Source organism: Serinicoccus shuyuelongi (assembly GCF_045032955.1).
Lineage (GTDB): Bacteria > Actinomycetota > Actinomycetes > Actinomycetales > Dermatophilaceae > Ornithinicoccus.
This window is the reverse complement of record NZ_JBJFZU010000011.1, coordinates 176,944-200,288: the sequence shown is the minus strand read 5'-3', so window position 1 is coordinate 200,288 and position 23,345 is coordinate 176,944. Positions and strand designations below refer to the sequence as shown.

The window sequence follows — 23,345 nt, the reverse complement described above, 5'->3', positions numbered from 1 at the left end:
TAGCCTACGTCGAAGGACCGCCTCATGCAGCGCCTCGTGCAGATCCTCACCGGCCGTCGAAGCTGGATCATCGCCCTCGTCGCGCTCGTGCTCGGAGCCGCGGTCATCGGTGGCGTCGGGCAGGCCGAACGCACCGCCTCCCCGCTCGACTCGCTGCCGGCCGGCTTCGAGAGCACCGAGGGCCAGGCCCTGCTCGAGGAGCTGCCGGACGAGGACAGCCAGGCCGCGATCATCCTGTTCACCGTCGAGGACGAGGGGATCGAGCAGCAGCTACCGGGCCTGACCGAGGTGGTCACCGGGATCGCCGCCGACGTGGCCCCCGACCTCCCTGCCGACCAGATCCCGCTGATCCCGGCGGAGGACGGCAGTGCAGCCTTCAGCGTGCTCGAGGTCGAGGCGGCCACCGCGACCGACGCCCGGGACGCGGTGGTGCAGATGCGGACCGACCTGGCCGACGCCGCGCCGGAGGGGGTCACCACCCAGGTCACCGGGCCGCTGGCCATCCAGGCCGACCTGGCGTCCGTCTTCGACGGGGCCAACGTGACCCTGCTCGGTGCCACCGCGGCCGTGGTCGCCCTGCTGCTGATCATCACCTACCGCAGCCCCGTGCTGTGGGTCGTCCCGCTGACCGTCGTCGGCATCGCCGACCAGGCCGCTGCCAGCGCCGCCACCTACGTGCTCGCCGGCGTCGGCATCCCCTGGGACGAGTCGACCATCGGCATCCTCTCGGTGCTCGTCTTCGGCGCGGGGACGAACTACGCCCTGCTGCTGATCAGCCGCTACCGGGACGAGCTGCGCACGCACACCTCCCGGCACGCGGCGATGGCCGTGGCCCTGCGGCGCTCCTCCGAGGCGATCATCGCCAGCGGCAGCACGGTGGTCGTCGGTGTGCTCTGCCTGCTGCTCTCGGTCTTCCCGTCCACCCGCGGGCTGGGGCTGGCCTGCGCGGTCGGCATCCTGGTCGCGATGCTCGCCGTGATGGTCGTGCTGCCCGGGGCGCTGGTCACCTTCGGGCGGTGGATCTTCTGGCCGCAGGTGCCCCGTGAGGGCCAAGCGGTGCTGGCCGAGTCCCGCTCCCTGTGGCGGCGCATCGGCGACGGGGTGGCCAAGGCGCCGGCGGCCTACATCGGCGGCACCCTGGTGCTGCTGGTCGCGATGGCGTTCGGGCTCACCCAGATCCGCAGCGGCCTGGCACCCGAGGACCAGTTCCTGGAGACGCCGGAGGCGATCACCGCGTCGCAGCGGCTCGCCGAGTCCTTCCCGGCCGGGCTCTCCGACCCGCTGCTGGTGGTCGTCGACCTGCGGGACGTCGCGGACGAGGACGCCGGGACGGTGCTCGAGGACCTGGCCGGCGGCGTCGGCGAGGTGGACGGGGTCACCCAGGTGACCCCCGCGGAGCCGCAGGAGGGGATCGGCCAGGTCCAGGTGGTGCTCGCGGACGAGGCCGGCAGCGAGGCGTCGCAGGACACCGTCGCGCGGGTCCGTGACGTGGTCGCCGACAGCACGGCGGTCGCCGACGCGGGGGCGACCGCGGTCGTCACCGGAGGGGACGCCTCCGCGGTCGACGCGGACGCGGGCAACATCCGGGACCGCTGGGTGGTGATGCCGCTCATCCTCGGGCTGGTGCTGTTCTCGCTGATGGGGCTGCTGCGCTCGGTCCTGGCCCCGGTGATCCTCATCTCCTCGGTGCTGGCGACCTTCTGCGCCGCCCTCGGGATCTCCTGGTGGCTGTTCACCGGGGTCTTCGGCTTCGGGGCGATCGACGCAGGTATGCCGCTGCTCGCGTTCCTCTTCCTGGTCGCGCTCGGCGTGGACTACAACATCTTCCTGATCACCCGGACCCTGGAGGAGGCCGGTGTGCACGGCACCCGGGAGGGGGTGCTGCGCGCCCTGGGCGCGACCGGTGGCGTGATCACCAGCGCCGGGATCCTGCTGGCGGCCGTCTTCGCCGTGCTGGGTGTGCTGCCGTTGGTGGTGCTGGCCCAGCTCGGGGTGGTCATCTGCATCGGGGTGCTGCTGGACACCCTGGTGGTGCGCACCGTGCTGGTGCCCGCGATCGTCCGGGTGCTGGGGGAGCACTTCTGGTGGCCACGCAAGGTCGACCACGCCGGCCGGCACCGGGCCGACAGCGACAGCGACGCCCCCAGCGTTGACCCCACCACCGACCTCCACACCGACCGGGCGAGCGTCGTGTCCTGACCGGGCGCGCGTTGTGTCCTGACCGGGCGCGCGCTCAGGCGACGGGGTCGGCGGCGTGGTAGCGCCCGATGGGCAGGATCATCGGGCGCCCGGAGACCACGTCCGGGACGACCTCGCTACGCAGACCGAAGACGTGCTGCACCACCTGCGGCGTGAGCACCTCGTGCGGGGCGCCGCTGGCGTACAGCTCACCGTCGGCCATCGCGATCAGGCGGTCGGCATACCGGGCCGCGAGGTTCAGGTCGTGCAGCACCATCACGATCGTGGTGCCGCGCTCGCGGTTGAGGTCGGTGAGCAGGTCCAGCACCTCGACCTGGTGGCAGATGTCCAGGAAGGTCGTCGGCTCGTCCAGCAGCAGGATGTCGGTGCGCTGGGCCAGGGCCATCGCGATCCAGACACGCTGGCGCTGACCGCCGGACAGCTCGTCCACGGCCCGGTCGACCAGGTCGGCGGTGCCGGTCATCTCCAGCGCCTCGGAGACCGCGAGGTCGTCGGCGGCGCTCCACCGGCTCAGCATCCGCTGGTGCGGGCTGCGGCCCCGGGCGACCAGGTCACCGACGGCGATCCCCTCCGGCGCCGTCGGTGACTGCGGCAGCAGACCGAGGGTGCGGGCGACGACCTTGGTGGGCTGGCGGTGCAGCTCCTTGCCGTCCAGCACGACCTGGCCCTCGCTGGGGCTCAGCAGCCGGGCGAGCGAGCGCAGCAGCGTCGACTTGCCGCAGGCGTTGGCCCCGACGATGCAACTGATCCGGCCCGGCTCGACCGTCAGGCTGAGGTCGCGGACCACGGTGCGCTCCCCGTACCCAAGGGTGACACCTTGGGCGGCGAGGGTGTGGGCGTCGGTCACAGGGAACCTCCGGCTCGGTTGGTGCGGATCAGCAGGTAGACCAGGTACGGAGCGCCCAGCGCGCCGGTGATGACACCGACCGGGTAGCGGGTGCCGAAGAGGTACTGCCCAGCCAGGTCGGCGGTCAGCACCAGCAGGGCCCCGACCAGGGCGGAGGGGACCATCAGCGACCCGCCGGCGCCGACGATCCGGGCCGCGATCGGCCCGGACAGGAAGGCGACGAAGGCGATCGGACCGGCCGCAGCGGTGGCGAACGCGATCAGCCCCACCGCAGCGACGATCGCGACGAACCGGGTCCGCTCGACCCGGATCCCGAGCGCCGACGCCGCGTCGTCCCCGAGCTGCATGAGGCCCAGCCCCCGGGACTGCGCGAGCAGCAGCGGCACCAGCACCACGGTCGCGACCGCGAGCGGCACCACCGCCGACCAGGTTGCGCCGTTGACGCTGCCGGTCAGCCAGCGCATGGCGATCTGCAGGTCCCAGGTCGCCGCCTTGAGGATCACGTAGGCGACCACCGAGTCGAGCATCGCCGAGATGCCGATGCCGATCAGGATGAGCCGGGTCCCGAGGACGCCGTCGCGGTAGGCGAGCAGGTAGATGAGGGTGGCGGTGGCCAGTGCGGCGGCGATCGCCAGGGCGGAGACGGCCGGGCGCCCGAGGCTCAGCACGACGATCCCGACTACGGCCGCGGCGCTGGCGCCGGAGCTGATCCCGATGATGTCGGGCGAGGCCAGTGCATTGCGCAGCATGGTCTGGAAGGTGACCCCGGCCATCCCCAGCGCGGCGCCGGCGAGCAGCGCCAGGCTGGCCCGCGGCAGCCGCAGCTCACCGACGGTGAACGAGGCCCCGGGGACGTCCTGGCCGAGGACCACCCCGAGCACCTCCCCGGGCCCGTAGAAGGTCTGCCCGACCATCAGGCTCGCGCAGTAGACCGCCACCACCAGGGCACCCAGGACGAGCGCGGTCCGGCGACGGTATGCGCTGCGCCGGCGCCGCCCGGCGGCCAGCGCGGTCGCGGCGGGGGTCGGCGACCCGTCCGGGGTGACGTGCGACCCGGAGGCCGACGCGGAGGTCGTCACGGAGGTCGCGGGGGAGGTCACAGCGCCCTCGCCCTCATCCGGCGGACGATGACGATGAAGATCGGGGCGCCGATCAGCGCGGTGATGATCCCGACGTCGATCTCGCTGGGGCGTGCTACGACGCGCCCGACCACGTCGGCGGCGGTGAGCAGGGTCGCGCCGGTCACCACGGACAGCGGCAGCAGCCACCGGTGGTCGGTGCCGACCAGGAGCCGGCAGGCGTGCGGGACGACCAGACCGACGAAGGCGATCGGCCCGGCGACGGCGGTCGCCGCTCCGCAGAGCATGACCGCGCCCACGGCGGCCACCGCCCGGGTGAGCCCGACCCGCTCGCCCAGCCCGGCGGCGAGGTCGTCCCCCAGGGCCAGCGAGTTGAGACCCCGGGCGACCGCGATCGACAGCAGCGCCCCGACGGCGAGGAAGGGCAGCACGGTGAGGATCCGCGACGGGCTGGCCCCACCGACCCCACCGATCTGCCAGAACCGGAACGAGTCGAGCACGTCGATCCGGGGGAGCAGGGTGGCGCTGATCAGCGAGCTGAAGGCGGCCGACACCGCGGCCCCGGACAGGGCCAGCTTGAGCGGGGTCGCGCCCCCACGGCCCAGCGAGCCGATGGTGTAGACGAAGACGGCCGAGGCGCCCGCCCCGGCGATGGCGACCCAGATGTAGCCGGTGGGGGAGGTGAGGCCGAAGTAGACGATGCCGGTCACCACGGCCAGCGACGCCCCGGAGGTGACCCCGAGGATGCCGGGGTCGGCCAACGGGTTACGGGTGACGCCCTGCATGACGGCGCCGGCGAGTCCGAGGCTGGCGCCCACCAGCATCGCCAGGAAGGTCCGCGGTATGCGCTTGGCCACCGCGGCCTGGGACACGTTGTCCTGGCTCCCGCCCAGGGCCGCCCACAGGTCGGCGATGGCGATGTCGCGGGCCCCGAAGGTGACCGAGAGCATACCGACGGCCGCCAGGGCGACGAGGGCGACCAGCACCATCCCGGCACGGGACGCCACCACCGAGCGCCGCGGGGCGGCGGTCGGTGGTGGCGTCTCCGGTGCCAGGGTGAGCGTCATCGGCCGGTGACGGCTGCGTCCAGCAGCTCCACGTAGTCCTGGGTGCCCCACCCGATCGACAGCGGTGAGGGGTTCGTGGAGGCGGCCAGCGGTGTGCTGTCCTGCAGGATCACGATCTGGCCCGCCTCGACCGCCGGGATCTGCGACAGCAGCGGGTCGTTCTGGATCGTGTCGAGCATCGCCTCGTCGCCGTAGGTGATGAAGATGTCGGCGTCGTCGAACTGGTCGCTGTTCTCGGCGCTGACCGTCTCGTAGAACGCCTCGCTGTCCGCGGAGATGTCCGAGACGACCTGCGGGGTGCCCATCCCGAGGTCCTCCAGGAAGGCGGCCCGCGGGTCGTGCGTGGTGTAGAAGCCGATCTGGCTGAGGTCGTTGGGGTCCAGGTACGCGAAGACCGCGTTCTGTCCCTCCAGCTCGGGGTATGCCTCCAGGCTGTCCGCGATCTGCTGGTCCAGGTCGGCGATCAGCTCCTCGCCCTCCTCGGCCATCCCGAGCGCCTGGCTGTTCAGCTGGATCATCTCGTCCATCGTGGTGTTCCAGGCGGTCTCCGGGAAGGCGACGACGGGTGCGATCTGGCTGAGGGTGTCGTACTCCTCCTGGGTGAGACCGGAGTAGGCGGCCAGGATGACGTCCGGGTCGGTGTCGGCCACCGCCTCGAAGTCGATGCCGTCCGCCTCGTCGAAGAGGACCGGGGTCTCCGCGTCGAGCTCGGCCAGCGCGTCCTCGACCCAGGGGAGGACCCCGTTGCCGTCGTCGTCGCCCCAGGCGGCCTCCGACATACCGACCGGGACGACGCCGAGGGCGATCGGCACCTCGTGGTTGCTCCAGGCCACCGAGGCGACCCGCTCGGGCTGCTCCTCGATCGTGGTCTCGCCGAAGGCGTGGGTGATGGTGACGGGGAAGGCGCCGTCGGTGTCGCCGCCCGCAGCAGCGGTGTCGTCGCCGGCGTCGGCGTTCGTCCCGGAGCCCGTGCCGTCGCCGCTGTCGTCGCCGCACGCGGCGAGGGTCAGGGCCGCGGCGAGGCTCCCGGCGACGAGCAGGGTGCGCTTGTGAGGCATGTCTCTCCTTAGACGAGTTAGGTAAGGCGCACCTAATGTATATCCTGTTCCCGGAGGCGCCAACCACTCGGCGTCGGACCGCACGCACGTCACCGAGGAAGAGGCCATGGCCAAGACATCGGCACAGACCGCCCGCCGTAAGCCGGCGAACCCGCGACCGCTCCGGCTCACCGTGCTGCGGACCAGCCGGCCCGTCCCGTCGCTGGCGCGGGTCACCCTCGGGGGCGGCGACGTGGCCGACTTCGAGCCGATGGGTCATGACCAGTGGTTCCGGCTCTTTCTGCCGACCGGTGGGGTCGAGTCGCTGACCCACGTGCCGCGCCGGCTGACCACGGCGAGCTACGCGCGGTTCATGCTGGTGCCCGCCGAGCGGCGTCCGGTCATCCGCAACTACACGGTGCGTGCCTACCGCGCCGACGGGCCGGACGGTCCGGAGGTCGACGTGGACCTGGTGGTGCACGGCAGCGCCGCCGAGGGCACCGCCGGCCCCGCGTCGACCTGGGCACAGACCTGTGAGGCCGGCGACGAGGTGGCGATCATCGACGAGGGCACGATCTACGCCGGGTCGCCCGAGGCGACCGTGCTGCTGGCAGCGGACGAGTCCGGGCTGCCCGCGCTCGCCGGGATCCTGCGCGACCTGCCGCGCGCGGCCCGCGGCGTGGCCGTGGTGGAGGTGCCGCATCCTGACGACCGACAGCCGCTCGAGGGGCCGGACGGCGTCGAGGTGCGCTGGGTGGTGCGCGGCTCGTCGACGACGCAGCTGCGTCCCGGTGCGTCCGCGCTCGCCGAGATGTCAGGGGTCCCGGTGCCTGCGGACGAGCAGGTCTACGCCTGGGTCGCCGGGGAGTCCGAGCTGGCGACCGGGATGCGCCGGCACTGGGTGGGCCAGGGCATACCCAAGGCGCAGATCAGCTTCTGCGGCTACTGGAAGGCCGACGCCGACCACTGAGGCTCGAGGCCTCTTCTCCGACCGGGCGTCGCCCGTGGTTGGTCTCGGCCCACCAAGCGTCGTCTGTGGTTGCTTGACGACCTCACCGGGGGCGGTCGAACGCATACCGGTGCCAGGTTTGCAGTTGCTCCAGGTCCTCCTGCATCGGCATCTCGCCCTCGGCCAGGGTCCTGCCGCGCGGTCCGCGGAAGACGAGCAGGTCGGGTCGTCCAGGTGCTGGCCGGACCTCGTCGATGTCACGCCAGGGGATCCGTCGCCGCCCGTGCAGCAGGCTGCGGTGCAGGCCCTCCGCGTCGGCACGGAAGGATCGGATGCGCCAGATGGCCACGAACATCGTGATCGTGAGCAGCAGGACGGCGACCGAACCCGCGCGCGCCCAGGTGCCGTCCTCCCAGCGCAGGCTGGTCTGCAGGATCCAGACGATCACGATCAGGCCCCACGCCCCCGTCTGGAACCGTCGTCGCGCCCGTGGCAGTTCGACCTGGATGCTCTCCATGGGCGCACCCTGTCAACCAGGTCACGGTCGCGCAACCACCTCCTCCCCCAACCACACCCGACGCCTGGTGGGCCTGGGGGCAACCACAGGCGACGCTCGGTCAGAGGATGAAGCGGAAGAGCGGGCTGTCCGGCTGGATCGGCTCGATCTGCATCGACGCCTCCTCCATCCGGGCCAGCAGCGGCGCCAGGTCCTCCCGGGCACCCAGCTCGAGGCCGACCAGGGCCGGGCCGGTCTCCCGGTTGTTGCGCTTCACGTACTCGAACAGCGCGATGTCGTCGTCCGGCCCCAGCACCTCGTTGAGGAACTGTCGCAGCATCCCCGGCTCCTGCGGGAAGTCGACGAGGAAGTAGTGCTTGAGCCCCTCGTGGATGAGCGAGCGCTCCATCACCTCCGGGTAGCGCAGCAGGTCGTTGTTGCCCCCGGACACCACGACCACCACGTCCAGCCCGGCCAGCGAGCCCTGCAACGAGTCCAGCGCCGCCGCGGCCAGCGCCCCGGCGGGCTCGGTGATGATGCCCTCGCTCTGGTAGAGCCGGATCATCTCGGTGCAGATCCGCCCCTCCGGCACCGCCACCAGCTCCGGGGTATGCGCCGCCACCACCTCGTAGGTCCAGCTCCCGACCCGCTGCACCGCGGCGCCGTCCACGAACCGGTCGATCTCGGGCAGCGCCACCGGCTCCCCGGCGTGGGTGGCCGCGATCATGCTGGCCGCCCCGGCCGGCTCGGCACCGACCACCCGCACCCCCGGCGAACGCTCGGAGAACCAGGTCAGGCAGCCGGCCAGCAGCCCGCCCCCGCCGCACGGCACCACCACCACGTCCGGCCCCGAGGACGTCCCGGCCAGGTCCTCGCTGATCTCGCGGGCGATCGTCCCCTGGCCGGCGATGGTGTGCGGGTGGTCGAAGGGCGGCACCAGGGTCGCCCCGGTGCGCTCCACGTCGGCCAGAGCGGCGGCCGCCGCCTCGTCGTAGGTCCGGCCGCCGACGACGACCTCCACCCAGTCGCCGCCGATCGCGGCGACCCGGTCCCGCTTCTGCCGTGGGGTGGTGGCCGGCAGGTAGATCCGGGCCCCGACCCCCAGCGTCGCGCAGGCGTGGGCGACGCCCTGGGCGTGGTTCCCGGCGCTCGCGCACACCACGCCGGCCCAGATCTGCTCGCTGTCCAGCTGTGCGATGAGGTTCGCCGCGCCCCGCCCCTTGTAGGAGCGCACCGCCTGCAGGTCCTCCCGCTTCAGCCAGACCCGCGCACCGGTGACCTCGGAGAGCCGCGCGCTGCGCTGCAGCGGGGTCCGGGACACCCGGCCGGCGATCCGGTCCGCGGCCGCCTCGATGTCCCGCGCCCGGGGGAGGGCGAGGTCGGCGGCGGGCGCGGGGGCGTCGGGCTGGGACGGCATACCTGGATCCTAGGCGCCCTGACGCGGCGTCATCCGGGCGCCTGGGACTGGAAGAACAGGACCCCGACTGCGGCGCCGACGGCGAGCAGCAGCAGCCCGCCGACCACGAAGAACACGCCACCCCAGCCCGAGCGCGACCCGTCGGCGAGGACGAAGCGGGTCTCGTCCGCGGGGTCGACCAGGACCGTCACCGGGAACGGGAAGCCGCGCAGGGTGCCGTGCGAGGTGCCCATCTGGGACACGGTGCGGGCCACGGCTCCTGAGGGCGTCACCCGTTCGACCACCCAGTGCTGGGTGCTGCTGTCACCGGCCCCGCGCCACTGGTGGTCGACGACGGTGGCCTGCTCGCGTCGCCAGGTCCGCACCCGGACCAGGTGGCGGCGGACGGTGGTCAGGCCGATGACGGCCAGGACACCGCCGACGAGGACGAAGCCGGCGGCGAGCAGGTACGGGATGTTCTGCACGCGCGTCCGTCCTCAGCCGAACATGATGGCGGCTTCGTCCCACTGGTCACGGGGCACCGTCTTCAGCGCGCTGGTGGCGTCGCGCAGGTTGACGTTGGCGATGTCCATCCCGTGCAGGGCGACCATGGTGCCCCACCGCTTGGCGCTCACCGAGTCGATCGCGGCGGTCCCGAAGCGGGTGGCCAGCACCCGGTCGTAGGAGCTGGGCACGCCCCCGCGCTGCAGGTGCCCGAGGGTGGTGTTGCGGGTCTCCAGCCCGGTCCGCTCCTCCACCAGCCGGGTCACCGCCTCGCCGATGCCGCCCAGCAGCGGCCGCCCGAAGCTGTCCACCCGGTCGCTCTCGATCTGCTCGGTCCCGGCGAAGGTGAAGCCCTCGGCGACCACCACGGTGGGCGCGCGCCGCCGGTCCATGGCCCGCTGCACCCAGTCGCACAGCTCGTCCGGGGTGACCGGCACCTCGGGGATGAGGATGGCGTGCGCGCCGCTGGCGATCCCGGCGTGCAGGGCGATCCAGCCCACGTGCCGCCCCATCACCTCGACGACCATGCACCGGCTGTGCGCCTCGCCGGTGGTCCGCAGCCGGTCGATCGACTCGGTCGCGATCGAGACCGCGGTGTCGAAGCCGAAGGTGCGGTCGGTCGCGGACAGGTCGTTGTCGATCGTCTTGGGCACGCCGACCACGTTGATGCCGTCGTCGTGGAACATCCGGGCGACGGTCAGCGTCCCCTCGCCGCCGATCACCACCAACGCGTCGATCTCGTGCTTGGCCATCACCTCCTTGACCCGCTCGGTGCCACCGTGCGTGATCGGGCTGAACCGGGAGGTGCCCAGGATGGTGCCGCCGACCTTGGACAGCCCGCGCACCTTCTGCCGCGGCAGCGGCACGATGTCGTCCTCGATCAGGCCCCGGAAGCCGTCCTTGATCCCGACGAACTCGTGCTCATAGATGCGGTCGCCCTTGAGGACCACGCCGCGGATCACCGCGTTGAGGCCGGGGCAGTCGCCGCCGGCGGTCAGCAGGCCGATCTTCATGCGTCATCCTCCACGGGTAGCAACGAAGCGCGCCGGCCACCCAGGGACGGGGACCGGCGCCGATGCGCTCCCAGGGTATGACGTGGCGTCACCTCGGTGCCAACTCCGCCCGGTCCCGGCGCGGCTCGGTGGCCTCCGAGGGCTGTGGCAGGCTGTGCCCCATGTCGACCGCAGCCCTCTCCGCACGTCCCACCGCGACCGTCCTCGCCGACCGGTTGCTGACCCGCCGCAGCGCGCTCACCGACGTCGCCCTGGTGGCCGGTGGGGTCGTGGTGGTCTCGCTGCTGGCGCTGGCCGAGCTGCGGGTCGGGCCGGTCCCGATCACCGGCCAGACGCTCGGCGTGATCCTCGTCGGCGGAGCGCTCGGGATGCGCCGTGGTGCCGCCGCCCTGACGACCTACATGGTGGCCGGTCTGGCCGGAGCCCCGATCTTCGCCGGCGGGATGGGCGGTCCCGCCTACGTGGCGGTCCCGTCGTTCGGCTTCGTCATCGGCTTCATCGCCGCTGCCGCCGTCGCCGGCTGGGCCGCGGAGCGCGCCTGGGACCGCAACGTAGTGCTGGCGATGGGCGGGTTCCTGCTCGCCACCGCGGCGCCCTTCCTGGTGGGTGTGCCCTACATGGCCACCGTCCTCGGGATGACCGACCCGGGCGCGATCGTCGCCGCCGGCATCGCCCCCTTCGTGCTGCCGGGCGTGATCAAGGCCGGGGTGGCCGCCGCGGTCTTCCCGCTCGCCTGGTCCGTGGTGCGTCGCCTCGACGGCGGCCACGGCGCCGACGACCGCGACTGAGTAGACCGAGCCGACCCGGCCCGACCGACCCGGCCCGGCCGACCCCGCTCGCTCGACCGGCCGACCCCGCTCGGTCGACCCGACCTCAGGTCGCCTCCAGCACCTCCCGTGCGGCGCGCAGCTGATCCTCGGCCTCCGCCCGGGCGGTCACCGACTGCTCCAGGTCTCGTGCCGCCGCCTGCGCGGCGGACCGGGCCCGGTCCAGCTCGACGTCCGCCTCCGCGACCGCACGCTCGGCGTCCCGGTGGGCAGTCTCGGCGCGGCGCAGCGTCTTCTGCGCGGCCCGTTCGGCGGCCTTCGCTGCCGCCCTCTGCGCCGCCCGGTCGCGCCCGGCCTCCTCGTCGTCGCCACCGGCATCACCACCCGCGTCGGCAGCTGCACGGCCCGCGTCGCCGCTCGCCCCGCCATCGCCGGCGCCGCCCTCGATCCGGGTGAGCACCACCCCGGTGCTGGTCCGGGCCACCGCGTCGGCGACGTCGACCTCGCCGAAGCCGCTGTAGCCGAGCGCGCGGGTCAGGCTGCCGCTGAGCACGACCTCGGTGGCCGAGGCGTCCGCCAGCGCGGCCACCGCGGTGTCCCGCACCTCCGCCTCGACCGCCGCCGTCATCGGACGGGCGCTGACGCCGCGGCCGGCGTCCACCCACGCGGTCAGCAGCTCGTCGCGGTCCCCGCGCAACGTTCCCAGGGTGGCGGAGTCCATCGCGGACTGGGCCTGGCGGAGCCGGGCGCCCACCTCCCGCAGCCGCTCGACCACCGGGTCCTGGGCCCGCACCACGGCGTTGACCACCCCGGCCGCCGCGGTCGGTCGGCGCAGGGCCGCGACCTCGGCGGCGACCCCACGCATCCCCTCGCCGCGGAGCCGCTTCACCCAGGTGGTCCGGGCGGCGACGAACTCGGCCGGCAGGACGGCATACACCGCCGTCACCGCCTCACGCAGCGCGCGGGCCTCAGCAGTGTCGCCCTCGTTCTCGCCCTCCGCCCCTGCCCCGGTCTGCGCGTCCATGAGGCACGAGGCTAGCGACCACCGCCTAGAGTGATCGGCGTCCACGACCCGAGGAGCCCCACCCGTGCCCGTGACCACGCCCGTCCCCGCCCTGACCGTCGACCGCGTGCGCCAGGTCGTCCCCTACCTGGAGTCCTGGCTCGCCTGGCAGGTCGAGCACCGTGGGGTGCCCGGCGCCCAGGTCGCGATCCGGCTGGGCCGGGAGCTGGTGCACAGCAGCGCGCACGGGGTCGCCGACGAGCGGACCGGTGAGCCGCTGCGCCCCGACCACCTCTTCCGGGTCGCCTCGCACAGCAAGTCGTTCACCGCGACCGCGGTGCTGCGGCTGGTCGAGCAGGGCCGGCTCCGGCTGGACGACACGGTCGGTGAGCGGCTGCCCGGGATGGCCGGCTCCGACCTCGCGCAGGTCAGCGTCCGGGAGCTGCTCGGGCACACCGGAGGCATCGTCCGGGACGGCATCGACGCCGACTGGTGGCAGCTGGAGGCCGCCTTCCCGGACCGTGACCAGCTGCTCGCGCTGGCGCGGGAGGTCGGCAAGGTCTACGAGCCGCAACGCTTCTTCAAGTACTCCAACATCGGCTACGGGCTGCTCGGTCTGGTCATCGAGGAGGTCACCGGACAGGGGTATGCCGAGCACCTCACCGCCGACGTGCTGGGCCCGCTCGGGCTGGCCGACACGGGGCCCGAGCAGGACCCGGTGCGGGCCGGCGACTACGCCGCCGGGCACAGCCGTCCGCACGGCCGGGAGCGGGGCCGGGTCGGCGTCGACCACGTCGACACCGGTGCGCTGGCGGCCGCCACCGGCTTCGGGTCCACCGCGGTCGACCTGAGCCGGTTCTTCGCCGCGCACGTGCTGGGGGACGACGAGCTGCTCAGCGACCGCAGCAAGCGGCTCATGCAGCGGGCCGAGTCGAGCGTGGTGCGGGCCGGCAGCGCCGACGCCTACGGCCTCGGGCTGGTGATCACCTCGATCGGCGGGCGCCGCCTGGTCGGCCACTCCGGCGGCTACCCGGGGCACATCACCCGGACGATGGTCGACCCGGACAGCGGCCTCGGGGTCTGCGTGCTGACGAACGCGGTCGACGGGCCCGCCGAGCCGCTGGCCCGCGGGCTGGTGGAGCTGGTGGACCTGCTGCTGGGGGAGGACGGCGCGGCCGGACCGTTGCCCACAGGGGTCGGCGAGGCCGAGCTGGACCGGGTCTGCGGCCGCTACCACTCGCTGTGGTCGGTGGTCGACCTGGTCCGGGGCGGGGACCGGGTGGTCCGGCTCAACCCGTCGACACCCTCGCCGCTGGACGTGGCCGAGGAGCTGCACGTCGAGGACGCGACCACGCTGCGGGTCGCCGACACGCACAGCTTCGGCGCCCCCGGTGAGCAGGTGCGGATCAGCCTGGACGCCGAGGGTCGCGTCGAGTGCATCCGGTTGGCCGGGGTCAGCCACTGGCCCCAGGAACGCTACGACCGGCGCCGCGCCGAGCACTGGTCCCGACCGGGTGAGCGCCGACCGGGCTGACCACCATGACCCCCGCCCCCTACCTCGCACTGGTGCTCGGGGTCGCGGTCCTCTGCCAGCTGCTGGCATACCGGATGCGCGTCCCGTCGATCCTGCTGCTGCTCGTCGTCGGCTTCGGGCTCGGTCAGTGGGTGGCCCCCGAGGACGTGCTCGGGCGGGACCTGCTCTTCGCCGGGGTAAACATCAGCGTCGGGATCATCCTCTTCGAGGGGTCGCTGTCGCTGCGCTTCCGCGAGCTGCGGGGGCTGAGCACCGCAGTGCTGCGGCTGTGCTCGCTCACCGTGCTGCTGGCCTGGGTGCTGATCACCGCCGCCGGCATCGTGGCCGGGCTGGACTGGCAGCTCGCGCTGCTGGTCGGGGCGTTGCTGGTGGTCACCGGGCCGACCGTGATCGCGCCCATCGTCCGGCAGCTGCGGCCCACCCGCCGGGTGTCCTCGATGCTGCGCTGGGAGGGGATCGTCGTCGACCCGATCGGCGCGATCCTGGCGGTGCTCGTCTTCCAGGCGGTGATCCTCGGGCAGCCGGGCGGTGCGCTGGCCACCGCGGTGACGACCCTGGGCTGGACGCTGCTGGTCTCCACCGTGCTCACCCTGGCCTTCGGGGTGCTGCTCGAGGTGGCCATGCGCCGCCACCTCATCCCGGACTTCCTCGAGGGGGTGGCCTTCCTGGCCGCGGCGGTCGGGGCGCTGGTGCTCTCCAACCTGCTGCAGCCGGAGAGCGGGCTGCTCACCGTCACCATGCTCGGCATCTACCTGGCGAACCGCCCCGGACTGCGGCTGGAGAACGTCCGCGAGTTCAAGGAGAACCTGCAGGTCCTGATCGTCGGGGCCCTCTTCGTCCTGCTGGCCGGTCGGGTGAGCCCGGCCGAGGTGGTCGCGGTGGCCCCGACGGCGCTGGTCTTCGTGCTGCTGCTGGTGCTGGTGGTGCGGCCCGCGTCGGTGCTGCTCGGGCTGCTGGGGACCGAGGCCAGCCGGCAGGAGCGGACCCTGCTCGCCTTCATGGCGCCCCGGGGCATCGTGGCGGCGGCGGTGACCAGCATCTTCGCGCTGGAGATCGAGCACGCCGCCGGCAACGCGCGCGAAGAGGCGGCGCTCGGCGGCGCGGACCCGCAGGAGACCCTGGCGCTGCAGGCACAGGCGGAGCGGCTCGAGCTGCTGGTCGTGGAGTCCGCGGACCTGGTGCCGCTCGTCTTCGTCACCATCGTGGTCACCGTCGCGCTCTACGGGCTGGGCGTCGGGCGGCTGGCCGAGCGGCTGGGGCTGGCCACGACCACCCCGAACGGTGTCGTCTTCGCCGGTGCCCCGGTCTGGGCGCGGCAGGCGGCGGGGGTGCTGCAGGAGCTGAAGGTCCCGGTGCTGCTGGTCTCCTCGGCGCCGGGGGAGGTGGCCCAGGCCCGGATGGCCGGGCTGCGGGTCGAGCGCACGCACATCCTGTCCGAGTATGCCGTCGAGGACATGGAGCTGGCCGGCATCGGCTCCCTGGTCGCGGTGACGCACGACGACGACACCAACTCCACCGCGGCCCGGGAGTTCGCGCATACCCTCGGCGGTTCGCAGACCTACCAGCTGCGCCGGCAGGGGGACACCAGGCCGCGGCCGGGCCGGGCCGCCGCCAGCACCGAGGCCACCGCCAAGCGGCAGACCGCCAGCAAGCTCACCGCACGGGTCGCCTTCTCGCCGCCGATGTCGGCCCCGGAGCTGGACACCGCCACCCGGGAGGGGATGCAGGTGCGCCGCACCACGCTCACCGACCAGCACACCCTCGAGGACTTCCGGGCGCGAGAGCCCGAGGCCGTGCTGATGTTCCTGGTGCAGGGCGGCGCCGCGACCGTCGTCACCCCGCACGCGACCCTGCCGCAGACCGGGGCCACCCTGGTGGCGCTGGTCGGCCGCCGCTGAGCGCTCGCCCACCAGGCCCGCGCGGGTCTACGCTGGAAGCTCCCCCCCACCGTCGTGACCCTCGAGAACGAGGCCAGTGTGTCCACCATGCCCTCCCGCACCCTCCCGTCCACCCCCGGCGCCGCCGCCGACCGTCGCCCGCTGGCGTTCGTCGCGCTCGTCCTGGGCGGTGTCGGCATCGGCATCGCCGAGTTCGTCACCATGGGGGTGCTGCCCCAGGTCGCCGAGGGCCTGGGGGTCTCGATCCCGACCGCCGGGCACGCGATCTCGGCCTACGCCCTCGGGGTCGTCGTCGGCGCCCCGTTGGCCGCGGTCGGGGCCGCCCGCGCGCCGCGCCGGGCCCTGCTCATCGGCTTCATGCTGCTCTTCGCGGTGGCCAACGCGGCCGCCGCGCTGGCCCCCACGATGCAGACCCTGATCCTGGCCCGGTTCGTCGCCGGGCTGCCGCACGCCGGCTTCTTCGGGCTGGCGGCGCTCGCGGCGATCTCGCTCTCCCCGCCCGGACGCGGCGGCCGCGCGGTCGGGACGGTGATGCTCGGCATACCGATCGCGCTGGTGGCTGGGGTGCCGCTGGGCACCTGGGCCGGGCAGGCGTTCGGCTGGCGGGTGAGCTTCTGGGCGGTCGCCGGGATCGGGCTGCTGGCGGCCCTGCTGGTCCGCGCATGGGTGCCCCGCACCGCCGCTGACCGGCACGGCTCCCGACGGGCCGAGCTGCGGGCCTTCGCCGACCCGCAGTTCTGGCTGACCCTGATGATCGGCGCCGTCGGCTTCGGCGGGATGTTCGCGACCTACTCCTACATCGCGCCCACGATCACCGACGTCACCGGCCTCGGGGAGGGGTGGGTGCCGGTCTTCCTGCTGGTCTACGGGGTCGCCTCGCTGGTCGGGACCTACCTGGGCGGCCGGGCCGCGGACTGGTCGGTGCTGCGCACGCTGCTGCTGATGTCGCTGGGCTCGGCCGCCGCGCTGCTCACCTTCTACTGGACCTCGTCCTGGGCGGTGCCGGCGCTGCTGACGCTCTGCGTGATCGGGCTGACCAGCTCGGCGTGGGTGGTCAGCCTGCAGCTGCGGCTGATGCAGGTGGCCGGGGATGCGCGGACCATCGGGGCGGCGATGAACCACGCCTCGCTGAACGTGGCGAACGCGTTGGGCGCCTGGGTCGGCGGCCTGGTCATCGCCGCCGGGTACGGCTACCGGGCCCCGGCCCTGGTCGGTGCCGCGCTCTCGGTCGGCGGGCTGCTGGTGCTCGGCGTCTCGCTGGTGGTCGCGCACCGCCGCGCCGCACCTGCAAGACTGGGTTGACCCCATACCCCCCTCGGACAGGACACCCCCGGTATGCCCGACGCGCCGACCACCCTGCTCATCCTCGGCGCCTCCGGTGACCTGACCCGGCGGCTGCTGCTGCCCGGCCTGGGCACCCTGCTGCGCGAGGAGCCGGGCCGTCGGGTGCGGGTGCTCGGGGCGGACCGGGTGGAGGTCAGCGACGAGGAGTGGCGGACGAAGGTCCGGGACAGCCTGGCCGAGGCGGACGTCCCGCCGGACCTGGCCGAGGACGTGGTGGCGCACGCGCGCTACCTGCAGACCGACCTGCTCGAGAAGGATCAGCTCCAGCAGCTGCTGGCCGCCGCTCCGGACCCGCTGGTGCTGTACTTCGCGCTGCCGCCCTCGGTCACCGTGAAGGTGTGCGGGCTGCTGGAGGAGCTGCGGGTGCGGGAGGGCACCCGGCTCGCGCTGGAGAAGCCGTTCGGGGACAGCCTGGAGACGGCGCAGACGCTGAACCGCCAGCTGCTGCGGGTGGTGCCCGAGGGCGACATCTACCGGATCGACCACTTCCTCGGGGTCAACACGATCCTCAACCTCATCGGGCTGCGCTTCGCGAACCGGCTGCTGCAGCCGATCTGGTCGGCCGAGCACATCGAGAAGGTCGAGATCGTCTACGACGAGTCGCTCGCGCTGGAGGGTCGCGCCGGGTACTACGACCATGCCGGGGCGCTGATGGACATGCTCCAGAGCCACCTGCTGGAGGTGCTGGCGTTCTTCGCCATCGAGGCGCCGGCGACGATGCACGCCGAGGAGATCAGGGGCCTCAAGGCGCAGGCGCTGCGCGCCGTGCACCCGTGGAAGCACGACCCGGTCGCCGCGTCGCGACGGGCCCGCTACACCACGGGTGAGATCGAGGGGCGGACGGTGCCGGACTACGTCGCCGAGGACGGGGTGGACCCGGAGCGGGAGACCGAGACGCTGGCCCAGCTGACCGTGCAGCTGGACAACCTGCGCTGGGCCGGGGTGCCTTTCGTGCTCCGTTCCGGCAAGGCGATCGGCACCCAGTCCAAGCAGGTCGCCGTCACCTTCCGGCAGCCGGCGCACGTGCCGCTGGGGCTGCGGGACACCCCCGAGCCGGACCGGCTGGTGCTGCAGCTCAAGCCGGGCAGCATCAGCCTCGACCTGTCGATGAACGCCGAGGGGGACCCCTTCGAGCTGGAGCAGAAGGAGCTGCACGCCGAGCTCGGCAAGGCCAGGATGCTCCCGTACGGGGAGGTGCTCGGGGCGATCCTCGACGGCAACCCGCTGCTCACGATCCGCGGCGACGAGGCCGAGGAGCTGTGGCGGATCGTCGAGCCCGTGCTGGACGCGTGGCGCGCCGGCGATGTGCCGCTGGAGGAGTATGCCGCGGGCTCGGACGGCCCGCAGGGCTGGTCCCCCGCCTGACCGAGCGTCCCGACGTGCCGGACCGGGCGTCCCGAAATGCCCAACCGGGCGTCCCGGGTTGCCGGACCGGGCGTCTCGTCGTGCCAGAGCGGGCGTCTTGGAATGCCGGACCGGGCGTCTCGTCGTGCCAGAGCGGCACTCCGAGACGCTCGGAGCTACAACTCAAGACGCTCGGATGGGCAACGGGAGACGCTCTGAGTGACAACTGGAGACGCTCGGTCCGGCATTCCGAGGCGCTCGGTGCGGGCAAGCTGCGGCTAGAGTCCGAACCATGGGACTGAGGGGCATCGGGGGACTGAAGGGCGTCGGGGAGAGCGTCTGGCTGAGCAGGCCGTTGAAGGTGGCGCGTCGGGGGGCGCTGCGCGGGGGTGCCCGTGCGCTGACCGCCACCTACAGCCTCTACAAGGTGCACCCCGCGGCGTGGCGGCTGACCGCCACCCACTACCAGCCGTGGATGGGGGACTTCGCCCGCCTGCACGCCTGGATGACCTGCCAGCTCGGGTCCCTGCACGTGCCGGCCTACCGGGAGCACCTGGCCGAGCACGGGTGGACCTTCCGCTGGTGGGACCTGGCCAACTACCCGCCGACCGACAAGGCGTCCTACGTCACCCGCTACGACGAGGAGTCACGCACCCGCTCCGGGCGGTGGGAGCTGCGCGGGACCCTGGTGGACGAGTCCTCCGGCTCCTCGGGCAAGCCCTACAACTGGGTGCGCGGCCGGGACGAGCTCGCCGACATCCACCGCAACGTCGCCGGGTTCACCGCGCTGATGATGCGCGGCGAACCCCGGCTCTTCGTCATCAACGCCTACTCGATGGGCGCCTGGGCGACCGGCACCAACACCGGGATCGCGATGGCCAAGATCGCGATGGTCAAGAACACCGGGCCGGACCTGGACAAGATCGTCGACACGCTGCGTCACTTCGGCCCCGGCTTCACCTACCTGGTCTCGGCATACCCGCCGTTCCTCAAGGACCTGCGCGACCGGCTCGACGCCGAGGGCTGGGACTGGACCGGGTGGCGTATGCACGGGCTGGTCGGCGGGGAGGGGATGACCGAGGCGCTGCGCGACTACTGCGAGGAGCGCTTCCTCACCGTGCGTTCCGGCTACGGCGCCTCCGACCTGACCATCGGCATCGGCGGCGAGACCGACCTCACCGTCTGGCTGCGCCGGGCGCTGCTCGAGGACCACGACCTGCGCGAGGCGGTGCTGGGCGCGGGGGAGTCACGGACGCCGATGATCTTCCAGTACAACCCGCTGGAGACCTACCTGGAGACCACCGACCAGGGGGAGCTGCTCTGCACGCTGACCTCCACCTCGGTGCTCTCCCCGAAGCTTCGCTACAACATCGGTGACGAGGCCGCGCTGATGGACTGGCACGACCTGGCGTCCGTGCTGCGCGGCAACCCCCGGTGGCAGGGACCGGCCCGGGCGGCCTTCGAGCGGCAGGGGATGAAGCTGCCGCTGCTGCTGCTCTTCGGGCGGGCCGACGCGACCATCTCCTTCATGGGCGCCAACATCTACCCGCAGGACGTGGAGAACGGCCTCTACACCGACGAGCGCCGGGCCGCCCAGATCGGCTCGTTCACGCTGACGCTGGAGGACGACGCGGGCGACGCCACCAGCCAGCACCCCACCATCCACCTGGAGCTGCGCGAGCAGGAGACCCTCGACCCGGCCGACCGGGACGCACTCGCCGCCGACGTGCGCACCGGGATGGTCGCCTACCTGGCCCGGACCAGCCGCGACTTCGCCCAGTCGTTGGAGGAGAGCGACCGCACCGCCGAGATCGAGGTCCGGGTGCACGACGCCGGCACCGGCCCCTTCGCCGGCCGGACGGACACCCTGAAGCGCGTGTACCTGCGGCAGGAGCCGTCGTGAACGACGCGGCACGGTATGCCGACGCCGTGTTCGTCGGCGCGACCCGGTACACCGGGGTGCGGGCCTGGGCACGGCTGGCGCCGAGATGGCTGCGGCTGGTGCGCCAGATGAAGCGGATGCCCGGCTACCTCGGCCACCAGGTGTACTACCGGCCACCGTTCGTGCTGGGCACCCTGGGTTTCTTCGCCACCCGCGACGACCTGCTCCGGTTCGCCCGCTCGGGTGAGCACCGGGAGGTGATGGACTGGGTGCTGCAGGAGGGGAACGCCACCGCCGGCTACATCCGGCTCTACCACGCGGGGGAGCAGATCCGATGAGGACCCAGGACTTCTCCCGGGCACCGGACATCGCGCAGGCCGGGGCCATGTTCGCCGGGGGCACCCGGTGCGCCGGCCCGGCCTCCTGGGCGCGTCACGTCCGCCGCCACCGCACGATGGTCCGTGAGATGACGCGGATGTCCGGCTACCGCGCGCACCACACCTCCTGGCAGCCGCCGTCCACCCTCGGCACCCTCGCCTGGTTCGACACGATGGAGGACCTCGTGCGCTTCGCCCGCACCGGGACCCACCCACAGCTGAGGGACTGGGTGGTGGATGGCACCCGCGACGACACCGCCGGATGGATCCGGGTCTACACGGTCGAGGAATCCGGCTACACGAACGGTGTCTGGCGGGCCGAGGACCAGCAGATGCGCAACATCGAGACCTTCACCCCGGTCGGCACCGAGACGACCGGGCCACCGGTGCGGCGGGTGCGGCGAGGTCGCCGATGACCCTGACCGTGCACCCGGTCCGGACCCGGGCCGACCTGCGCGCGTTCCTGGCCGGCCTCGACGGGGACCGGCGCCGCCGGACCCACGGGGTGCCGCTGTGGCACAGCACAGTCCGCTCCTGGTGGCGTGGGACCGGTCCCCACCGGACGCACGGCCCGGTGAGGCTCTTCCTGGTGCGGGACAGGTCCGGGGCGGTGCGGGGCAGGACGACCCTGCACACGGACACCCGGATGGACGCGAAGCTGGGGGAGCGGACGCTGCTGCTGGGCGCCACCGAGTTCGCCGATGCGGGGGCGCTCGCCGTGATCGTCCGGCACGCGGAGGAGCGCGCACGCCTCACCGGCCGCAGCCGGCTGCTGGGGCCGGTGTCGCTGCTGCCGAACCAGGTCGGTGGGGTGGTGACCGCGGGCTTCGACGAGCCTGGGTTCCTGGACAGCGTGTGGAACCCGGAGCACTACCCCGGCGACTGGGAGGGCCTCGGGTTCCAGCGGGTCTGGGAGGGCGCCACCTGGCGGTGCGCCGGTCTCGGCGCGCTGGACCCGGCGGGCACCTTCGGGGTGGATCCCCTCCCCGAGGGGGTCCGGCTGCGGCACGCGGACCGGCGCCGGCTCGGCGAGCAGCTGCCGGTGCTGCGCGAGATGCTGAACGCCGCCTTCGCCGAGCTCGGGTACTTCACCCGGATCGAGGCCGACGAGCTGGCGGCCGCCACCGACGGGCTCGCGCACCTGCTCGACGAACGCCTGCTGCTGTGGCTGGAGCAGGACGACGCACCGGTCGCCTTCGTGCTGGTGGTCCCCGACCTCACCGCCTTCGTCCGCTCCACCGGCGGCCGACTGTCACCGGTGGACATAGTCAGGCTGCTGCTCACCCGGGGCCGGCACCGCCAGGACGCGGTCCTCATCATCAAGGGCACCGTGCCGGGTGCCCGCGGGCACGGGCTGATGCGGCACCTGTCCCGTGAGCTGCTGCAGGGCCTGCAGGCCGGCGGCTACGAGACCCTCCGGGTGACCTTCGTCGAGGACGACAACGCCGGCTCCCAGGCGCAGTTCCGGGCGATGGGTGGGGCGCCATTGCACCGGACCTGCTTCTACAGCAGGGCGATCGAGCCGGGGACCGGTCCGGAGCAGGACCAGGACACCCCGGCCGGCCGGGTGGTGGCGCGGGAGGCCGACTGGGGCCGGGCCCCGAGCGCGCACAACACCCAACCCTGGCGGGTGCGCGCGCTGGACGACCGGACCATCGGGCTCGGCTGGTATGCCGACCGCGAGCTCCCGGTGGCGGACGCCACCCGCCGGGACCTGATGCTGAGCCTGGGTGCGGTGGCGCTCAGCCTGCAGGTGGTGGCGGCGGCCCTGGGGCTGCGGACCGAGGTGGACTGGGACGTCCGGCCGGACCAGCGCGCCGCCGCCCGTCTCCGGCTGCTGGAGCTGTCCGCGAGTGCCGAGCCGGTCAGCGAGCTCCCCTGGCAGGTGTCCGAGCTGCACCACCGGGCCACCGACCGAGGACCCTTCGCGCGGCACCCCGACCCGGAGCAGATCGCCACCCTCGCCAGGCACGCCGGGCTCGGACCCGAGGCCGGCCTCCTCGACCTGCCGGACGACCTGGTGGACCGGCTGCTCCCGGGCGCGACCGCGCATACCCTGACCGGGCCCGCCGCCGAGGAGCTGAGCACCTGGCTGCGGCTGGACCCCCGACACCCCCGGCACGACGTCGACGGGCTCAGCGCCCGGGTGCTGCGGCTGTCCCGGGCCGAGGCGCGGGGGATGCGGCTGCTCACCGGGTCGGCCGCGCTGAGGGGTGCCCTGGCCCGCGGCCGCCTGGACCGGCTGGTCGCGAACGCCGCCGCCGTGCGGCCCCGAGGGGCCGTCGTCGCGCTCTGGTCCGAGCCGGGGCTGCCGCTCGACCGGCTCGGTCATCTGGGCGGGTCGCTGATGGCGGCGTGGCTGGCGGGGGAGCGCGCCGGCTGGTCCGCGCATCCCCTCAGCGAGCTCGTCGACGAGCCCGGGTCGGCGGCCGCGCTGCACCGGCACGTCAGCCACCGGACGGGCGGTCCGGCCCAGGTGTATGCCGTCTGGCGGTGGGGCCGGGGAACCACCGCGCCACCGCGCAGCCCCCGGCGGACTTGGTGAAGTTGTTATCTTCCAGCCCTATCTCCTGAGCATTCCCTGTGTGAGGATGAATGGGCCGCTTCGA

At 73.2% G+C, this 23,345-nt stretch carries 20 protein-coding genes; 11 read left to right on the top strand and 9 right to left on the bottom strand.

Annotated elements, in window-relative coordinates; all coding sequences use genetic code 11:
• The first annotated feature begins 24 nt into the window (after nucleotides 1-24).
• Complete coding sequence (locus ACI3EY_RS13760) at nucleotides 25-2,199, top strand: MMPL family transporter (protein ID WP_405040770.1); 2,175 nt, start codon at nucleotides 25-27, stop codon at nucleotides 2,197-2,199.
• A 34-nt stretch (nucleotides 2,200-2,233) separates the two neighbouring features.
• Here the strand turns inward: ACI3EY_RS13760 and ACI3EY_RS13755 are convergent, their stop codons facing one another.
• Genes ACI3EY_RS13755 through ACI3EY_RS13740 form a run of 4 tightly spaced genes read right to left on the bottom strand, consistent with a single transcriptional unit; the run spans nucleotide 2,234 to nucleotide 6,250 of the window.
• Entirely contained in the window at nucleotides 2,234-3,046 is an 813-nt protein-coding gene (locus tag ACI3EY_RS13755; protein WP_405036781.1) for an ABC transporter ATP-binding protein, read from the bottom strand.
• Nucleotides 3,043-4,146: a FecCD family ABC transporter permease gene (locus ACI3EY_RS13750; RefSeq protein WP_405040769.1), complete on the bottom strand. Its 1,104-nt coding sequence runs from the start codon at nucleotides 4,144-4,146 to the stop codon at nucleotides 3,043-3,045. Before ACI3EY_RS13750 ends, ACI3EY_RS13755 begins: the two co-directional genes overlap by 4 nt.
• Nucleotides 4,143-5,192, bottom strand: a complete 1,050-nt coding sequence (locus ACI3EY_RS13745; RefSeq protein ID WP_405040768.1) for a FecCD family ABC transporter permease — start codon at nucleotides 5,190-5,192, stop codon at nucleotides 4,143-4,145. The genes ACI3EY_RS13750 and ACI3EY_RS13745 overlap by 4 nt, the downstream gene beginning before the upstream one ends.
• Nucleotides 5,189-6,250, bottom strand: a complete 1,062-nt coding sequence (locus tag ACI3EY_RS13740) for an iron-siderophore ABC transporter substrate-binding protein (RefSeq protein ID WP_405040767.1) — start codon at nucleotides 6,248-6,250, stop codon at nucleotides 5,189-5,191. The genes ACI3EY_RS13745 and ACI3EY_RS13740 overlap by 4 nt, the downstream gene beginning before the upstream one ends.
• 106 nt (nucleotides 6,251-6,356) lie before the next feature.
• Between ACI3EY_RS13740 and ACI3EY_RS13735 the strand changes: the two genes are divergently transcribed.
• Nucleotides 6,357-7,199, top strand: coding sequence for a siderophore-interacting protein (locus ACI3EY_RS13735; protein WP_405040766.1), 843 nt, complete (start codon nucleotides 6,357-6,359; stop codon nucleotides 7,197-7,199).
• A gap of 82 nt (nucleotides 7,200-7,281) precedes the next feature.
• Here ACI3EY_RS13735 and ACI3EY_RS13730 read toward each other — a convergent pair whose 3' ends face one another.
• The 4 genes from ACI3EY_RS13730 to ACI3EY_RS13715 all read right to left on the bottom strand — a co-directional run bounded on the left by ACI3EY_RS13730 (nucleotide 7,282) and on the right by ACI3EY_RS13715 (nucleotide 10,587).
• Complete coding sequence (locus ACI3EY_RS13730; protein ID WP_405040765.1) at nucleotides 7,282-7,695, bottom strand: hypothetical protein; 414 nt, start codon at nucleotides 7,693-7,695, stop codon at nucleotides 7,282-7,284.
• 100 nt (nucleotides 7,696-7,795) lie between these two features.
• Complete coding sequence (gene ilvA, locus ACI3EY_RS13725; RefSeq protein WP_405040764.1) at nucleotides 7,796-9,091, bottom strand: threonine ammonia-lyase IlvA; 1,296 nt, start codon at nucleotides 9,089-9,091, stop codon at nucleotides 7,796-7,798.
• Nucleotides 9,092-9,120: 29 nt separating this feature from the next.
• Complete coding sequence (locus ACI3EY_RS13720; RefSeq protein ID WP_405040763.1) at nucleotides 9,121-9,555, bottom strand: DUF3592 domain-containing protein; 435 nt, start codon at nucleotides 9,553-9,555, stop codon at nucleotides 9,121-9,123.
• A 12-nt stretch (nucleotides 9,556-9,567) separates the two neighbouring features.
• Complete coding sequence (locus ACI3EY_RS13715; protein WP_405036773.1) at nucleotides 9,568-10,587, bottom strand: 6-phosphofructokinase; 1,020 nt, start codon at nucleotides 10,585-10,587, stop codon at nucleotides 9,568-9,570.
• 161 nt (nucleotides 10,588-10,748) lie between these two features.
• Between ACI3EY_RS13715 and ACI3EY_RS13710 the strand changes: the two genes are divergently transcribed.
• Entirely contained in the window at nucleotides 10,749-11,375 is a 627-nt protein-coding gene (locus ACI3EY_RS13710) for a biotin transporter BioY (protein ID WP_405040762.1), read from the top strand.
• Between the two features lie 85 nt (nucleotides 11,376-11,460).
• Here the strand turns inward: ACI3EY_RS13710 and ACI3EY_RS13705 are convergent, their stop codons facing one another.
• Nucleotides 11,461-12,378, bottom strand: a complete 918-nt coding sequence (locus tag ACI3EY_RS13705) for a hypothetical protein (RefSeq protein WP_405040761.1) — start codon at nucleotides 12,376-12,378, stop codon at nucleotides 11,461-11,463.
• 64 nt (nucleotides 12,379-12,442) lie between these two features.
• On the opposite strand from ACI3EY_RS13705, the gene ACI3EY_RS13700 reads away from it, so the two are divergent.
• The 8 genes from ACI3EY_RS13700 (at nucleotide 12,443) to ACI3EY_RS13665 (ending at nucleotide 23,281) form a co-directional block, all read left to right on the top strand.
• Nucleotides 12,443-13,891 carry a serine hydrolase domain-containing protein gene (locus tag ACI3EY_RS13700; RefSeq protein WP_405036770.1) on the top strand — a complete coding sequence of 483 codons (1,449 nt, stop codon included), beginning with the start codon at nucleotides 12,443-12,445 and terminating at the stop codon, nucleotides 13,889-13,891.
• Nucleotides 13,892-13,896: 5 nt separating this feature from the next.
• Complete coding sequence (locus ACI3EY_RS13695) at nucleotides 13,897-15,789, top strand: cation:proton antiporter (RefSeq protein WP_405040760.1); 1,893 nt, start codon at nucleotides 13,897-13,899, stop codon at nucleotides 15,787-15,789.
• 87 nt (nucleotides 15,790-15,876) lie between these two features.
• Nucleotides 15,877-17,091 carry an MFS transporter gene (locus ACI3EY_RS13690; protein ID WP_405036768.1) on the top strand — a complete coding sequence of 405 codons (1,215 nt, stop codon included), beginning with the start codon at nucleotides 15,877-15,879 and terminating at the stop codon, nucleotides 17,089-17,091.
• Nucleotides 17,092-17,124: 33 nt separating this feature from the next.
• Nucleotides 17,125-18,498: a glucose-6-phosphate dehydrogenase gene (locus ACI3EY_RS13685; RefSeq protein WP_405040759.1), complete on the top strand. Its 1,374-nt coding sequence runs from the start codon at nucleotides 17,125-17,127 to the stop codon at nucleotides 18,496-18,498.
• A gap of 271 nt (nucleotides 18,499-18,769) precedes the next feature.
• Nucleotides 18,770-20,380 (top strand): phenylacetate--CoA ligase family protein, encoded by a 1,611-nt coding sequence (locus tag ACI3EY_RS13680; protein WP_405040758.1) that lies wholly within the window; start codon nucleotides 18,770-18,772, stop codon nucleotides 20,378-20,380.
• Complete coding sequence (locus ACI3EY_RS13675; RefSeq protein WP_405036765.1) at nucleotides 20,377-20,697, top strand: monooxygenase family protein; 321 nt, start codon at nucleotides 20,377-20,379, stop codon at nucleotides 20,695-20,697. The genes ACI3EY_RS13680 and ACI3EY_RS13675 overlap by 4 nt, the downstream gene beginning before the upstream one ends.
• Complete coding sequence (locus tag ACI3EY_RS13670) at nucleotides 20,694-21,152, top strand: DUF4188 domain-containing protein (RefSeq protein ID WP_405040757.1); 459 nt, start codon at nucleotides 20,694-20,696, stop codon at nucleotides 21,150-21,152. Before ACI3EY_RS13675 ends, ACI3EY_RS13670 begins: the two co-directional genes overlap by 4 nt.
• Complete coding sequence (locus tag ACI3EY_RS13665; protein WP_405040756.1) at nucleotides 21,149-23,281, top strand: nitroreductase family protein; 2,133 nt, start codon at nucleotides 21,149-21,151, stop codon at nucleotides 23,279-23,281. Before ACI3EY_RS13670 ends, ACI3EY_RS13665 begins: the two co-directional genes overlap by 4 nt.
• Nucleotides 23,282-23,345: the final 64 nt, after the last annotated feature.

Coding starts and splice junctions, on each gene's coding strand:
- ACI3EY_RS13715 (WP_405036773.1), bottom strand. CDS start 10,587: ATGAAGATCGGCCTGCTGACCGCCGGCGGCGACTGCCCCGGCCTCAAC.
- ACI3EY_RS13695 (WP_405040760.1), top strand. CDS start 13,897: ATGACCCCCGCCCCCTACCTCGCACTGGTGCTCGGGGTCGCGGTCCTC.
- ilvA (WP_405040764.1), bottom strand. CDS start 9,091: ATGCCGTCCCAGCCCGACGCCCCCGCGCCCGCCGCCGACCTCGCCCTC.
- ACI3EY_RS13685 (WP_405040759.1), top strand. CDS start 17,125: ATGCCCGACGCGCCGACCACCCTGCTCATCCTCGGCGCCTCCGGTGAC.
- ACI3EY_RS13670 (WP_405040757.1), top strand. CDS start 20,694: ATGAGGACCCAGGACTTCTCCCGGGCACCGGACATCGCGCAGGCCGGG.
- ACI3EY_RS13680 (WP_405040758.1), top strand. CDS start 18,770: ATGGGACTGAGGGGCATCGGGGGACTGAAGGGCGTCGGGGAGAGCGTC.
- ACI3EY_RS13665 (WP_405040756.1), top strand. CDS start 21,149: ATGACCCTGACCGTGCACCCGGTCCGGACCCGGGCCGACCTGCGCGCG.
- ACI3EY_RS13760 (WP_405040770.1), top strand. CDS start 25: ATGCAGCGCCTCGTGCAGATCCTCACCGGCCGTCGAAGCTGGATCATC.
- ACI3EY_RS13745 (WP_405040768.1), bottom strand. CDS start 5,192: ATGACGCTCACCCTGGCACCGGAGACGCCACCACCGACCGCCGCCCCG.
- ACI3EY_RS13705 (WP_405040761.1), bottom strand. CDS start 12,378: ATGGACGCGCAGACCGGGGCAGGGGCGGAGGGCGAGAACGAGGGCGAC.
- ACI3EY_RS13735 (WP_405040766.1), top strand. CDS start 6,357: ATGGCCAAGACATCGGCACAGACCGCCCGCCGTAAGCCGGCGAACCCG.
- ACI3EY_RS13690 (WP_405036768.1), top strand. CDS start 15,877: ATGCCCTCCCGCACCCTCCCGTCCACCCCCGGCGCCGCCGCCGACCGT.
- ACI3EY_RS13740 (WP_405040767.1), bottom strand. CDS start 6,250: ATGCCTCACAAGCGCACCCTGCTCGTCGCCGGGAGCCTCGCCGCGGCC.
- ACI3EY_RS13710 (WP_405040762.1), top strand. CDS start 10,749: ATGTCGACCGCAGCCCTCTCCGCACGTCCCACCGCGACCGTCCTCGCC.
- ACI3EY_RS13730 (WP_405040765.1), bottom strand. CDS start 7,695: ATGGAGAGCATCCAGGTCGAACTGCCACGGGCGCGACGACGGTTCCAG.